Here is a 13721-nt window from a genome sequence, read left to right as displayed (position 1 = left end):
ACGACGGGATAAAAAACGCCAAGATAAATAACGGACATTATACCAAAAGACCAGAAAAGAGCGCAAAATAAGAATATAATCGCCTTTTTTCCTGTCTTTTTATAGGTTTTAATATCCGCCCTAGATCATCGCCATGCCGCCATTGATATTCAGGGTTTCACCCGTCACATATCCGGCTTCACGCGATGATAAATAAATGACAGCCGCGGCAATATCTTCACCGGTTCCGAATTTGCCTGCCGGAATTTGGCTTTTGATGCTGTCCTTTTGTTGATCGGAAAGGGCATCTGTCATTTTAGTAGCAATGAAACCGGGGGCAACGCAGTTTACCGTGATCCCTCGACTGGCGACTTCCCGTGCCAATGATTTTGACATACCAATCATACCGGCCTTGGCTGCTGCATAATTGGCCTGTCCGGCATTGCCCGTTAAGCCTACAACAGAGGTAATGCCGATAATACGGCCAAAGCGTGCCTTCATCATGGGCTTAATGGCTGCCCGACTAAGACGAAAAGCGGATTCCAGATTAACCGAAAGAACCTGCTGCCAGTCTTCATCCTTCATCCGCATGGCCAATCCATCACGGGTAATGCCCGCGTTATTGATTAAGATATCAATTTTACCAAATTTTTCCAAAACCGAAGGAATCAGTTTTTCAACGTCTTCTTTATCGCCAAGATTGGCCGGAAATATGGCCGGATCATGAGGTAAAGTGGCGGCGACTTCTGCTAAGGCCTGTTCTCTTGTGCCAGAAAGCGCCACGCGCGCCCCCTGCTCGGCCAATTTTTGAGCAATAACGGAACCAATACCACCAGAAGCGCCGGTTACAAGCGCGGTCATGCCTTCAAGACTGAACATACTCTATTCTCCTGCCAGAAAAGAGCTTTTTGGCTATTTTCCAGCTTTTTCCAAAAGAAATAAGGCTATTTTTGCGGGTAATTATAAGTGAGCAGCAAAGTTTTCGATGTCCGCAGGCGTGACCAAACTGATGGCTTTGCTATCCGGTGCGATACGGCGAATCATCGGCGATAAAACTTTACCTCCGAATTCTACAAATTCATCCACCCCCGCTTCAGCCATAGCCGCAATAGATTCACGCCAACGAACCCGACCTGTAATTTGTTCAATTAACAATTCGGTGATTTTTTTGGGATCACTTTCAGCCGTTGCCGAAACATTCGCAAAAACCGGAATGACAGGTTGCCGAGGCGGCATTGCTTTTAAAGCCTTAGCCATAACTTCAGCAGCTGGCTGCATTAAACTACAGTGGAAAGGGGCAGAAACATCCAGCATGACAGCCCGACGCGCGCCCCGCTCTTTGGCCAGTGAAACCGCCCGTTCGATAGCCGCAACCGAGCCAGAGATAACCACTTGTCCCGGTGCATTATCATTAGCTGCCTGACAAACATCGCCTTGAGCTGCATCGGCGGCAATGGCTTCAACCGCTTCCAGATCGAGACCGAGGATAGCGGCCATCGTGCCTTCACCTACAGGAACAGCCGCCTGCATAGCCTGTCCACGCTGTTTCAATAAACGGGCTGTTGTCGTAATATCAAAAGCATCCGCCGCTGCTAACGCGCTATATTCTCCTAGGCTATGACCTGCGACAAAATCCGCTTTATCAGTCAAACGAATTCCGCCTTCTTTTTCCAAAACGGCCAAAACAGCCAAGGCATTGGCCATGATAGCCGGTTGTGCATTTTCTGTAAGGCGCAGCCCTTCTTCTGGCCCTTCTGTCATCAGGCGAAATAAATTCTGTTTTAACGCCTCATCGACTTCTTCAAAAACATGACGGGCAGCGACACTGGCATCCGCCAGCGCTTTTCCCATACCGACAGTTTGGCTACCTTGTCCCGGAAAAATAAAGGCACGCATTATATTCGGGTTCCCTTACAATAAATTCTTGTTATCTTGGCCGCATAAAGAGCCGGTTTTTTGAAAATGCCAGCCTTTGTCATCAAGGGGCATAAAATATAATTAAGTTTGAGTAGGCTCTTAAGAGGCTAAAAAAAATTGATAGCCGGAAAAGCCTCTCGAAGATAGAATGCCTTATCCTGCTGTTATAAAACTGACAAGACCACCCATCAAGCAGACCGGCTTTTCAGGCTTGTTATGGAGAATTTCAGATTATTTAAAGACTTTATTATCAGATGAAGTTTTTTCAAGGCCATAAACATCTTGCAAAAATACGAAGAATAGGCCATTGCCCCCGACTTATCAGGCATTATTGATACCTGACGTTTTTGGATGATTGAGTCTTTATAGACTTTTTTAGACAATGATCTTTTAATGATCGTCTTAGTTTGAGGCGGTTATTTTTAATGGCCCAAATTAAGTAAACGACAGTCGGAGGGGCGTTGGCATGGTGCCACGTCAGCGATCGGCCAATATTTAAGGACAGACTATGCCTCTTTATGAGCATGTGTTTCTTGCCCGTCAGGATCTGGCTCAGGCCCAGGTTGATGGGCTTGCCAGTGCGGCAACTGCTATCATCGAAGAAAAAGAAGGTAAGATCGTAAAGACCGAAATTTGGGGTCTGCGTAATCTTGCTTATCGTATCCAGAAAAATCGTAAGGCATACTATGTGATGCTGGATATTGATGCCCCAGCCGATGCTATCCGCGAGCTGGAACGTCAGATGGCGATTAACGAAGATGTGATCCGTTACATGACCGTCCGTGTTGATGAACATGAACAGGGTCCTTCAGCCATGATGCGTCGTGGTGAGCGTGATCGCTCGAACCGCAGTGATCGCCGCCGCGATCGTGATGCAGCCTGAGCCTGAAGGGAAAAAATATTATGGCACGTCCTTTCTTCCGTCGCCGCAAGAGCTGCCCTTTTGCTGCAAAAGATGCACCGAAGATTGATTACAAAGATGTTCGTTTGCTTCAGGGTTTTGTTTCTGAGCGCGGCAAAATTGTTCCTAGCCGCATCACGGCGGTTTCCGCTAAAAAGCAGCGTGAACTGGCCCGTGCTATCAAGCGCGCCCGCCACATCGGGCTTCTGCCCTTCATCGTTAAGTAAGGAGCGCCCGATCCATGGATGTTATCCTGCTCGAACGCATCGAGAAACTCGGTCATATCGGTGACGTTGTTGCCGTAAAAAATGGCTATGCCCGTAATTTTCTTCTTCCACGGAAGAAGGCTTTACGCGCTAATGAAGCCAATCGTAAAATCTTTGAAGCTAACCGTGCCCAGATTGAAGCTGAAAATGCTGCCCGTCGCACGGATGCTGAAAAAGAATCAGAATCTATTAATGGTGTAACGGTTACCCTGATCCGTCAGGCTTCTAATACCGGCCATCTTTATGGTTCTGTTTCTGCGCGCGATCTGGTTGAAGCTTTGGTTGAAGTGAAACCGGAAGCCAAAGTAACGAAAAATCAGATTGTTCTTGATCGTCCGATCAAGTCTATCGGTATTTCTGAAATCCGTATCGCTCTTCATCCTGAAGTTTCTGTGGTGATCAAGGTCAATGTGGCCCGTTCACCTGAAGAAGCCGAGCTTCAGGCTGAAGGTGTTGACGTCATGAATCAGATGTTTGAACGTGATGGCGCAAGCTTTACGGAAGACTATGATCCAAACGCAGAACCGGGTTTGGTCACGGAAGAGGAAGAAGTAGCGGCTGATGCTGCCGATACTGAAGAAACGAATTCAGAAGAAGAGTCACTCTAATATCTTCTGAAAAGTTTTAATCTTCTTGTTAAAAAACCGCCTGAAAAATTCAGGCGGTTTTTTTCGTTCAAGCCAATAATATATTTTAGGGGCCGCCCCAAAAAGTAGGCGCTGGCGGATGAATAATGCCGTTATCAATAAGCATACCGTCATTCCGATCTTGGACCAACCAATCCGGCCCATCGAGATCTACGAAATCAGCCTGAGAGGCCAAATGAAAGGCAGGAGCAATAGAAAGCGATGAACACACCATACAGCCTACCATAATGCTGAGATTAAGGCTGCGGGCTTGTTTCATGATTTCAATGGCGGCGGTTAAGCCACCCGTTTTATCCAGTTTTATGTTGATAACCTGATAGCGACCGGCGATATGCTCTAAATCATCTGCCGAATGAAAAGCTTCATCGGCACAGATTGGAACAGCAGGCGTAAAGTTAGATAAACCTTCGTCTTCACCTGTAGGCAGCGGTTGTTCCAATAAAGCCACACGGGCATCGGCTAGAAAATTCTGTATCTTTTCTAAAAGTTCAAAAGACCAGCTTTCATTGGGATCAACAATTAAACGTGCAGAGGGTGCCTGATCGCGAACAGCTTTAATGCATTCTTGCGGATTATGGGCATCCACTTTTACTTTTATAACAGGACAATAGGCTAGCTTGGCCGCTGCCCTGGCCATAACCTCAGGATCATCAAGGCTAACAGTCATAGCCGTCGCCAAGGGTTTGAGTTCTGGAATACCCATTATTTCAGCAACACTTTGCCCTGAAATGCGGGCTTCGATGTCCCATAAGGCACAATCTATCGCGTTACGGGCAGGGCCTGCCGGTAACATGGATAAAATGGCCTCTCGTCCATAATGTTCAGTGATTTTATGGCTGATTGAATTCGCCTCTATAAGAGTGCTTTCAATTGTTTGACCATAATGGGCGTAGGGAATACCTTCCCCCCGCCCGGTCATTCCGCCTTCACTGATATTGGCTACGATAACATCAATCGCATTTTTAACACCACGGGAAATCCGGAAAGGCGCTTTTAGCGGCAGGCTTTCACCCATAATGGAAAGGCTGCGGATAGCTGTCATAATCTATTCCCGATAGCTGTTTGCTATAACATCATATCACTATTTCTACTTTATGAGAAAAAAATTCCCAATAAAAGCAGGATAGTTTCTTTTATCTTTAAAGATTAAGAGACGCCCATTAGACCTAATACTATTTTTTGACGCTCTATATCTGTTTTAAACACGCCCCGCATTGTCTTCGTTACCGTCAAGACGCCTGGTGTTTCTACCCCTCTTGCAGACATACAACTGTGAGTAGCGGCGATAACAACCGCTACGCCATGAGGATGGAGGCCATTCCAGATGCAGTCTGCAACTTCGGTCGTGAGACGCTCTTGAATTTGAAGACGTTGGGCGTATCCTTTGAGAACACGGGCCAGTTTAGAAATACCCACTACTCTTTTATCAGGAAGATAGGCGATATGGGCATGACCGATAATCGGCGCCATATGATGTTCGCAATGGGAATAAAAAGGAATATCTTTTAACAAAACCAGATCGTCATAACCCCCGACTTCTTCAAATACGGTACCTAAATGATCGACCGGATTTTCTTGATAGCCGCGACAATAAGCTTTCCATGCCTTGGCAACACGTTTTGGGGTATCCAGTAAGCCTTCCCGTTCTGGATCATCACCTACCCACCGGATTAGGCTACGAATAGCCTCCTGTATTTCTTCCGGTACGTTCTGATCTGGATGTAAGGTCGCCAGATCTTGTTTATCTTTCATTGTCGTATTTTGTCCTATTTCGGGGTTGTGGCTTAATAAGTCCTGTTGCGCTATCATGTCATGCATAGAGGGGCAATGATGGTTATCTTGTCTTATGAAAGTAGTTCGGGATATTTATGGCTAATCCAGTCTGTGGCGTTTCTCATTCAGTTTTAGGTCAGTCATGGCAGTGGCGGGGTCAAAGAATGGGGGGGATAGGGGAAAATCGACTAGAAGATTTAGTGGATCGATTACTTTTAACCCGGGGTTGTCCCCGAGAAGGATTAGAGGCTTATCGTAATCCTACTATTCGGGAATTTATGCCTGACCCTTCTTTATTACAGGATATGGATCGGGCGGCAGAACGTCTAGCTTTAGCCATTTATAAAAAAGAATCCATTGTCATTTTCGGAGATTATGATGTGGACGGGGCGACTTCTTCTGCCCTTATGATTGATCTGCTACGTCAATTAGGCGTTGAAGCGGCCTATTATATTCCTGATCGTCTTGTAGAAGGCTATGGCCCGTCGGTTGGGGCTATGCAGAAATTAGCCCAAAAAGGGGCGCAGCTCATTGTAACCGTTGATTGTGGTGCCCAAGCTTATGAAGCCTTGGAAGAGGCAAAAGCGCTTGGTGTTGATGTTTTGGTAGTCGATCATCATCAATGTCAGGCAGAATTACCCAAGGCCTATGCGGTTGTTAATCCTAATAGGCTTGATGAAGAAACGACAGGCGCTGCTTATGGCCATTTGGCAGCTGTGGGGGTGGCGTTTTTGTTGGGGGCGGCTTTATTAAGGTATTTGCGCAATAAAGGTTACTTTTTAGACCGTCCAGAACCCCGTTTAGTTTCTATGTTAGATTTGGTCGCGCTGGGAACGGTTGCCGATGTTGCGGCGCTTCATGGATTGAATAGAGCTTTTGTTACACAAGGGCTAAAAGTCATGGCGCAAAGATTGCGTCCTGGGATAGTGGCTCTTTTGGATGTCGCAGCTGTTTCCAATGCCCCTACCCCTTATGATTTAGGTTTTGCTTTAGGCCCTCGCATCAATGCGGGGGGGCGTGTCGGTCAATCCGATTTGGGCGTTCGCTTGCTGACAAGTTCTGATACGCTAGAATGCCAAAAATTGGCCAAGGAACTTAATACCCTTAATCAGGAAAGACGCGATATAGAACAGGCCGTCACAGAGGCCGCGCAAATATTATGCGAAGAACAACGTGATCAGCCTGTTATCGTTGTTGCAGGGGAAGGATGGCATCCCGGTGTTATCGGTATTGTCGCAGGACGTTTAAAACAAAAACACGGCTGTCCTATTATCGTCATCGGCTTGGATGAAGAAGGTATAGGAAAAGGTTCTGGCCGCTCGATTACAGGGGTAGATTTGGGCGCAGCGGTTCTTGAAGCCAAGCAGGCGGGATTACTTATTAATGGCGGCGGCCATGCTATGGCAGCAGGATTAAGTGTCCATAAAGATAAATTGGAAGCATTCACCTCTTTTCTAATCGAAAGATTACGAAAGGCGGTCGAAAAGGCACAAATGGAAAAAGCCTTGCTGGTAGATGATGTTTTAGCGGCTGGCGGTATCAATACATCTTTGGTGGACGCGTTAGAAGTGGGAGGGCCTTATGGGGCAGGTTGGCCCTCGCCGCATGTTGTTACCGGACCGGTTCGGGTTATCCGTTATCAAATTTTGAAAGAAAAACACCTTTCCGCTATTTTTGTCGGTCGCGAAGGTAAAAGTTTTAAAGGGATTGCCTTTAATGTCATGGATACCCCCCTTGCCCATGCTGTAATATCGGCAGGTAAGGAGAAAAACTTATGGGTAGCGGGTAAAGTGCAATCAAATGAATGGAATGGCCGCAAGGATGTTCAGTTTCATATAGAGGATGTTTCATGGGAATAAGGCTATTTTGTCTTATGATAAGGGATAGGCGAGAAGTTTTTGAAAAAAAGTAGAAAATTTAAAAAAAACTTCTTGACCTTATTCCATAAACTCCATATCAACCGCCTCACGCCGCGAGCGACCCCATCGTCTAGCGGTCTAGGACATCGCCCTTTCACGGCGAAAACACGGGTTCGATTCCCGTTGGGGTCGCCAATCAAGGCTATTTCTACAAGCCAAATGTCGTTTTAGGCTTCTATCTCCTTAAAAATAAATTATATTTATTTATCCAATATCTGCTAAATTTAAAAGCTATTCTATTTAAGAATAACTTTTAAATTTTGAGCTATTAATTTTAATTAAGCACGACATGTCTACGAATTAATCGTAAATATAACAATCCGATTAAGGTGAGTGTCATGCATACTAAATTCATATATCCATAACTAAAATATTTATTGCTAGCAGATTCAAATTGTCCATAGCGCACAATTTCTGCACATTGCGCCATAGGTACCCAATCAATCCACTCACGATAAGGATTAGGTATCCATTCCATCATAATAAATATATTTGATATCGGCATTGCAAAGTAGATAAGCGGATGCAACAGGCGTTCTAGCGTGGCATTCTCGTGGGTAGCAGCACAAACTATCATGGCTAGACTAAATGAGAGCCAAGTCATGTAAATTTGTCCAATAATAAGTATAGCAGGCCTTGCTGGCAAAGTACCTAGCCCTAAACAATAGGTAAAAAATAATAAAATAAAGACACTGCTCATAACACCTGCAGCTTCAAGTAAAGTGCGCGCTACCAACATATCGAATATACTTACCATTCTATGGTAAAGAAGCGGTGCATTTGCTTCAATCGTACCCCCTGCTCGGCCCACGACATTTCTAAAAATAATAAAGGTGCCATAACCTACAAGAGCAAAAGGGATAGGACGGATATCCGTCATCGCAAATTCTGAACCACCGGCCCCAGCATGTAATATTCCGATACCTGAAGCAAAAAGCATAGGTTCTATGATTATCCATAGATATCCTATATTCTCTCGACCATAACGGGTATGAAGTTCTCTAAGAATAAGAGCTCCAATCACACGACACTGTATTTGTAATCCACGAAATAATTGGCTGTTTGTTATCATATATCCTACTCTTAATATCAAAAATTTAGAATTACATTCTAAATTTTGCTATTTTACAAAGATAACTTTAATGTAAATTTAAATAAATATTTTTTTAAGGTTATCTTTTAATAAAGATGCATCTTATTATTAAGAAGATTTGTTATATACATGAATCATTTTTTTATTTTAAGCTATTAAATATTTGGCTAAACTAATATCATTAATTAAAACAAATTATAAGTATATTACTTTTACATACTAGTCTATAATATATAAACACGAAGGTCTCATTGGAATGACTTATAAAATTTTTGTGGATGGGCTTAATTTAGCGATAAAACATGGCACAGGTATTGCGTCTTATACGCGTTCACTATTAGAAGCCGCAAAAAATTTAGGTTATCAAACTGGGGCCGTATATGGTAGAAATGTTGACAATTCAGACAACAAGATTCTTCAAGAAATTTTATTTTATTGTGAAGAAACACCAAACAAAAAAATAAAAAAAATATTTTCTACTATTAATCGTCTACTTAATCAGTATAAAAACAATAATGCGGTACCATATAAAATTACAGATAATGATTTTGTAGACAAAAGAAACTTAAGCTACCTTAATAATAATTTAAATTATATTTATAATTACCCTAATATATTTAATTTTTCTAAGACTTATTTCAAATCTTCTCATAAATTTCTTTCCATAGACCTAGAAGATAAACCAGAAATTATGCATTGGACACATCTTATTCCTATAAGATCTGTTGGCAGCATCAATTTTTATACCATTCATGATTTAGTACCTTTTACCCATCCTTATGCGGATAGAAGTGATAAAGTCATGAATTGGCAAATTATTCGCCAAATTATTGAAAATGGTGATCATATTTTAACGGTGTCCGAAGCTTCTAGACAAGACATTCTCCGTTTATTTAAGGCTCCAGAAAACCAGGTTACCAATTTATATCAAGCAGTAGGGTTTGAAGACGCTCTCAAAAATCGTCCTGAACATTTAGTCGAGAGAGATTTAAATGGGTTGTTTGGCCTAGAATATGGCCATTACTTTCTGTTTTATGGAGCGATTGAGCCTAAGAAAAATGTAAAGCGTCTTATTGAAGCGTATATGGCGGCGGATTGTCCAGGATATCCTTTAGTAATCGTCAGCGGACGGAGCTGGAGTGCTGAACAGGATCATGCTTTAATCGAACAATTAAAGGATCGGGATTTACCAGGAAAGAAAAAAATTATTCAGCTAGATTATATGTCTCGTTCCCAGCTTGTCAGTGTCGTTAAAGGCGCACGGGCCTTAGTCTTTCCTTCTATCGCTGAAGGTTTCGGGTTACCGGTCGCCGAGGCAATGAGCTTGGGTACGCCTGTCATCAGTTCAACCCATCCCGCTATTCAGGAAATTGCTGGAGAGGCAGCGCTTTTAGTTGATCCTTATGACGTTGATGCGTTAGCAGAAGCGATAAGTGCTATCGCAGAAGATGCTAATCTAGTAAAAACGTTACGGCAACGTGGCCCATTACAGGCAGAGCAATTTTCAATGGAAAATTATAAAAACCGCTTAAAAGACTTTTATCAGGAATTCGGTTTTTCAATTTAATTTGAAAAAGAAGTTTAAGCGCTTTGAACCTGTCAAAGCGCTTTACTTTTTGTTATAATTCTCGTTTGTAATCGTCTTCCAATCGAACAATATCATCTTCACCCAGATAACATCCCGTCTGAATTTCAATCAGAAGTAAGTCGACTTTACCGGGATTGTCGAGACGATGAATTTCTCCCATCGGAATATAAATAGATTCATTTTCACGGACAAGATCTACATGCTCACCTACAGTAACGCGGGCCGTTCCTTGCGTAACAATCCAATGTTCAGCACGATTGAAATGTTTCTGTAACGATAGCCGTCGGCCAGGTTTAACCATGATTTGCTTAACCTGGAATCGTTGACCAGAAGCGATAGATTCATACCAGCCCCAAGGACGGGCTACTTGCTTCGGATTTAAAGGCTCAAGACGGCCCGATTTGATCATCCGCTTGACTAACGCCCCTACGGATTGGGCTTTATCCTGATTAACCACCAAGGTTACATCAGAGGTATTGATAATAGTTAGATTTTCTACCCCTATGGTAGCAACCAGTCCATTTTCAGAACGAATTAAACAATTGGAGGATTCCTCCGCCACGACATCGCCCATTAACACATTACCATCGTCATCCTGGTCACTAATAGCCCAAAGAGAAGACCACGAACCCACATCACTCCACCCAATATCAACGGGGATAACAGCCAAATTTTTAGCAGGTTCCATAATCGCATAGTCAATAGAAATAGAAGGCGCTTTAGAAAAAGCATCTTCATCTATCCGCATGAAATCGAGATCGTTTTTGCTTTTTCGAAGAGCGATACGAACAGCTGCTAAAATTTCGGGCTGATAAAGAGCAAAATCTTCTAAAATTCTTTGAACGGGGAATAAAAACATCCCACTATTCCAAAGAAAATGACCATTTTTTAGATAACTTTCAGCTGTAGCTAAATCAGGTTTTTCCCGAAAACTTTCAATGCTGTAACCACCTGAGGGTAGGGATTCGCCTAGTTCAATATATCCATATCCCGTTTCAGGCGCCACGGGACAAACCCCAAAGGTCACGAGAGCATTTTCTTGGCTGGCGATAACTTCTGCTTGCCTGACAGCTTTTCCAAAAGCGATAATATCACGAATAACGTGGTCTGATGGTAGAATAAGCATTAACCCATTGGGATCTTTAGCGGCTATAATCTCAGCGGCTAAAGCGATAGCGGGTGCTGTATTACGACCCTCAGGCTCCAACACAATGTCTTGGGCTTTTACGTTAATATTTTGAAGTTGTTCTGCGATTGTAAAACGGTATTCATTATTACAAATAATAAGTGGTTCTGTAAAAATCTCGGGATCAACAACGCGTTTCACAGCATCCTGAAAAAGGCTACTTTCACCCGTGAGGGAGAGTAACTGTTTAGGGTGACTCTGACGCGACAAAGGAAATAAGCGCGTTCCGGAACCACCACACAGAACAACGGGATGCAGCATTATCAGATCTCTTTTTATTTATTAAGACAGTTAAAATTAACTAACTTGTATAAAACTTTATTCAAGAAATGATTTATAAAATCAAAAACATCTATCCCATTATTCTCAAGCACGAGCGATATTGCCGAGATTAGCGATCTCAACGAGTTCGACAGGTTTAGCATTGCGATGTAATGCAGAGATAACGGCGGCGACAATACCATCGGCATCAAGACCGGCTTCGGCATATTGGATTTCGGGTTTATCCTGAGGTTGGAAGCGATCAGGTAACCGCAGGGTTCTGATTTTAAGGCCTTCATCCATCAAACCTTCATCGGAAGCCATAGTGAGGACTTGGGTAGCGAAGCCGCCAAGAGCGCCCTCTTCAACTGTAACGATGACCTTATGGGTTTTCAGGAGATGACGGGTAAGGGTTTCATCCAAGGGTTTGGCAAAGCGCATATCTGCAACAGAGGTAGAAAGGCCTTGTGCATCAAGGCGATCAGCCGCTTTCAAAGATTCTTCAAGACGGGTGCCCAAGGATAAGATGGCGACCGTTTTACCGCGACGGAGCAGACGTCCCTTACCAATGGTAAGCGTTTCTGGATTTTCCGGTAAGGTCACCCCGATACCGTTTCCGCGCGGGTAACGAACAGAGATGGGGCCTTTGTCATATTGTGCCATGGTATGAACCATACTGGAAAGTTCGGCTTCATCGGAAGGGGCCATTACCACCATATTGGGAAGATTGACCATAAAGGCGAGATCAAAACTTCCGGCATGGGTCGCGCCATCAGCCCCAACCAAGCCCGCCCGATCCACCGCAAAGCGCACTGGGAGGTTCTGGATCGCTACGTCATGCACCAGCTGATCATAACCCCGTTGCAGGAAGGTCGAATACAAACAACAAAAAGGCTTATAATGGGCAGCCGCCAGACCGGCCGCAAAGGTGACGGCATGTTGTTCGGCAATACCGACATCAAACATCCGTTCGGGGAAATATTGTTGGAAGCGATCGAGACCCGTGCCGGTTGGCATCGCAGCCGTGATAGCTACAATCTTATCATCTGCTTGGGCTTCTTTGATAAGGCGTTCTGCAAACACTGAAGTATAGCTGGGAGGCCCCGGAGGCGCCTTGGCCTGCTTACCGGAAACGACATCCAACCGTTGCACCGCATGATATTTATCTTCGGCGGCTTCCGCTGGCGCATAACCTTGCCCTTTTCTTGTCACGACATGGACTAAAATAGGGCCATCCTTGGCATCGCGCACATTTTCAAGAACCGGAATAAGCTGATCCAGATTATGACCATCTACCGGCCCAACATAATAAAAACCTAGCTCTTCAAACAGGGTGCCGCCGGTTGCCATACCCCGCGCGTATTCATCCGCTTTACGGGCGGCTATCGCCAGCCCTTTCGGCATCCGGTTCACCACCCCCCGCATAATATCCCGCAGGTTCATAAAGGGACGAGACGAAATTAAACGGCTTAAATAAGAAGAAAGCGCACCAACGGGCGGGGAAATCGACATCTCATTGTCATTCAAAATGACAATCAGACGCTCTCCGGCTGCCTTGGCGTTATTCATCGCCTCATACGCCATGCCCGCTGTCATCGAACCATCACCGATGATCGCAACCGCTTTATCCTTTTTATGGGATAACTTGCTGGCCATCGCAAAACCTAACGCCGCAGAAATAGAGGTCGAACTATGCGCGGCCCCAAACGCATCATATTCGCTTTCTGCCCGCTGCGTGAAACCCGATAACCCGTCCCGTTGCCTCAGCGTGCGTATGCGATCCCGACGCCCTGTCAGTATCTTATGCGGATATGTCTGATGACCTACATCCCATACCAATGCATCTTTGGGTGTATCAAAAACATAATGCAGCGCTATCGTCAGTTCGATAACACCCAAGCCTGAACCCAAATGTCCACCCGTTACACCGACAGCGGATATTGTTTCTTTCCTTAACTCATCCGCCAATTGCCTCAGCTCCATGCGCTCTAAATGACGCAAGTCTGAAGGCGTCTTTATGGTATCAAGCAATGGCGTCTTATTGTTCGGGAACATAAGCTTAAGGCCTTAAATCAAACCGAAATTAAGCTCTTTAACTAAATCAATTAGTCCCAAAGGTGAACAGCTTGGATAGATAGTCAGAGAATATAACCAAAAACTGCGACATAAAAGTTACAAAAGCTTTTGGGGC

At 44.3% G+C, this 13721-nt stretch carries 12 protein-coding genes and 1 tRNA gene; 6 read left to right on the top strand and 7 right to left on the bottom strand.

Going from position 1 to position 13721, the window contains the following annotated elements; all coding sequences use genetic code 11:
- Positions 1-120: 120 nt before the first annotated feature.
- Both fabG and fabD read right to left on the bottom strand, forming a co-directional pair.
- Positions 121-858, bottom strand: coding sequence for a 3-oxoacyl-[acyl-carrier-protein] reductase (gene fabG / locus ZYMOP_RS00430; RefSeq protein WP_013933389.1), 738 nt, complete (start codon positions 856-858; stop codon positions 121-123).
- Positions 859-939: 81 nt separating this feature from the next.
- Positions 940-1875: an ACP S-malonyltransferase gene (gene fabD / locus ZYMOP_RS00425; protein WP_013933388.1), complete on the bottom strand. Its 936-nt coding sequence runs from the start codon at positions 1873-1875 to the stop codon at positions 940-942.
- Between the two features lie 529 nt (positions 1876-2404).
- On the opposite strand from fabD, the gene rpsF reads away from it, so the two are divergent.
- The 3 genes from rpsF to rplI are packed head-to-tail and all read left to right on the top strand — an operon-like array spanning position 2405 to position 3671.
- Positions 2405-2779 carry a 30S ribosomal protein S6 gene (rpsF, locus tag ZYMOP_RS00420; RefSeq protein ID WP_013933387.1) on the top strand — a complete coding sequence of 125 codons (375 nt, stop codon included), beginning with the start codon at positions 2405-2407 and terminating at the stop codon, positions 2777-2779.
- A gap of 20 nt (positions 2780-2799) precedes the next feature.
- The gene (gene rpsR, locus ZYMOP_RS00415) at positions 2800-3024 is read left to right on the top strand and encodes a 30S ribosomal protein S18 (protein WP_011241043.1); all 225 of its coding nucleotides are present in this window, start codon (positions 2800-2802) and stop codon (positions 3022-3024) included.
- A 14-nt stretch (positions 3025-3038) separates the two neighbouring features.
- Positions 3039-3671: a 50S ribosomal protein L9 gene (gene rplI, locus ZYMOP_RS00410; RefSeq protein WP_013933386.1), complete on the top strand. Its 633-nt coding sequence runs from the start codon at positions 3039-3041 to the stop codon at positions 3669-3671.
- 85 nt (positions 3672-3756) lie between these two features.
- Here the strand turns inward: rplI and dgcA are convergent, their stop codons facing one another.
- Together dgcA and folE are read right to left on the bottom strand one after the other, a co-directional pair.
- A complete protein-coding gene (dgcA, locus tag ZYMOP_RS00405; protein WP_013933385.1) occupies positions 3757-4752 on the bottom strand; it encodes an N-acetyl-D-Glu racemase DgcA in 996 nt (331 codons plus the stop codon).
- 104 nt (positions 4753-4856) lie between these two features.
- Positions 4857-5462, bottom strand: coding sequence for a GTP cyclohydrolase I FolE (gene folE / locus ZYMOP_RS00400; RefSeq protein WP_013933384.1), 606 nt, complete (start codon positions 5460-5462; stop codon positions 4857-4859).
- Positions 5463-5578: 116 nt separating this feature from the next.
- Here folE and recJ point away from each other — a divergent pair, with 116 nt between their 5' ends.
- Together recJ and ZYMOP_RS00390 are read left to right on the top strand one after the other, a co-directional pair.
- Entirely contained in the window at positions 5579-7342 is a 1764-nt protein-coding gene (gene recJ / locus ZYMOP_RS00395) for a single-stranded-DNA-specific exonuclease RecJ (RefSeq protein ID WP_013933383.1), read from the top strand.
- Positions 7343-7461: 119 nt separating this feature from the next.
- Positions 7462-7537, top strand: a tRNA-Glu gene (locus tag ZYMOP_RS00390).
- 139 nt (positions 7538-7676) lie between these two features.
- Here ZYMOP_RS00390 and ZYMOP_RS00385 read toward each other — a convergent pair.
- A complete protein-coding gene (locus ZYMOP_RS00385; RefSeq protein ID WP_013933382.1) occupies positions 7677-8474 on the bottom strand; it encodes an ABC transporter permease in 798 nt (265 codons plus the stop codon).
- Between the two features lie 277 nt (positions 8475-8751).
- On the opposite strand from ZYMOP_RS00385, the gene ZYMOP_RS00380 reads away from it, so the two are divergent.
- A complete protein-coding gene (locus ZYMOP_RS00380; RefSeq protein WP_013933381.1) occupies positions 8752-10062 on the top strand; it encodes a glycosyltransferase family 4 protein in 1311 nt (436 codons plus the stop codon).
- Positions 10063-10114: 52 nt separating this feature from the next.
- On the opposite strand, the gene ZYMOP_RS00375 is transcribed toward ZYMOP_RS00380, so the two are convergent.
- Positions 10115-11530 carry a mannose-1-phosphate guanylyltransferase/mannose-6-phosphate isomerase gene (locus tag ZYMOP_RS00375; RefSeq protein ID WP_013933380.1) on the bottom strand — a complete coding sequence of 472 codons (1416 nt, stop codon included), beginning with the start codon at positions 11528-11530 and terminating at the stop codon, positions 10115-10117.
- 105 nt (positions 11531-11635) lie between these two features.
- Entirely contained in the window at positions 11636-13585 is a 1950-nt protein-coding gene (gene dxs / locus ZYMOP_RS00370; RefSeq protein WP_013933379.1) for a 1-deoxy-D-xylulose-5-phosphate synthase, read from the bottom strand.
- Between the last annotated feature and the right edge of the window lie 136 nt (positions 13586-13721).

The sequence above is a fragment of the Zymomonas mobilis subsp. pomaceae ATCC 29192 genome (assembly GCF_000218875.1).
GTDB classification, from domain to species: domain Bacteria; phylum Pseudomonadota; class Alphaproteobacteria; order Sphingomonadales; family Sphingomonadaceae; genus Zymomonas; species Zymomonas pomaceae.
The sequence above is the reverse complement of the archived record's forward strand: the minus strand, read 5'-3'. Positions and strand labels throughout refer to the sequence as shown.

What these genes read in the sequence shown, in the direction of transcription:
- fabG (WP_013933389.1), bottom strand. Translation starts at nt 858, where the DNA reads ATGTTCAGTCTTGAAGGCATGACCGCGCTTGTAACCGGCGCTTCTGGT.
- fabD (WP_013933388.1), bottom strand. Translation starts at nt 1,875, where the DNA reads ATGCGTGCCTTTATTTTTCCGGGACAAGGTAGCCAAACTGTCGGTATG.
- rpsF (WP_013933387.1), top strand. Translation starts at nt 2,405, where the DNA reads ATGCCTCTTTATGAGCATGTGTTTCTTGCCCGTCAGGATCTGGCTCAG.
- rpsR (WP_011241043.1), top strand. Translation starts at nt 2,800, where the DNA reads ATGGCACGTCCTTTCTTCCGTCGCCGCAAGAGCTGCCCTTTTGCTGCA.
- rplI (WP_013933386.1), top strand. Translation starts at nt 3,039, where the DNA reads ATGGATGTTATCCTGCTCGAACGCATCGAGAAACTCGGTCATATCGGT.
- dgcA (WP_013933385.1), bottom strand. Translation starts at nt 4,752, where the DNA reads ATGACAGCTATCCGCAGCCTTTCCATTATGGGTGAAAGCCTGCCGCTA.
- folE (WP_013933384.1), bottom strand. Translation starts at nt 5,462, where the DNA reads ATGAAAGATAAACAAGATCTGGCGACCTTACATCCAGATCAGAACGTA.
- recJ (WP_013933383.1), top strand. Translation starts at nt 5,579, where the DNA reads ATGGCTAATCCAGTCTGTGGCGTTTCTCATTCAGTTTTAGGTCAGTCA.
- ZYMOP_RS00385 (WP_013933382.1), bottom strand. Translation starts at nt 8,474, where the DNA reads ATGATAACAAACAGCCAATTATTTCGTGGATTACAAATACAGTGTCGT.
- ZYMOP_RS00380 (WP_013933381.1), top strand. Translation starts at nt 8,752, where the DNA reads ATGACTTATAAAATTTTTGTGGATGGGCTTAATTTAGCGATAAAACAT.
- ZYMOP_RS00375 (WP_013933380.1), bottom strand. Translation starts at nt 11,530, where the DNA reads ATGCTGCATCCCGTTGTTCTGTGTGGTGGTTCCGGAACGCGCTTATTT.
- dxs (WP_013933379.1), bottom strand. Translation starts at nt 13,585, where the DNA reads ATGTTCCCGAACAATAAGACGCCATTGCTTGATACCATAAAGACGCCT.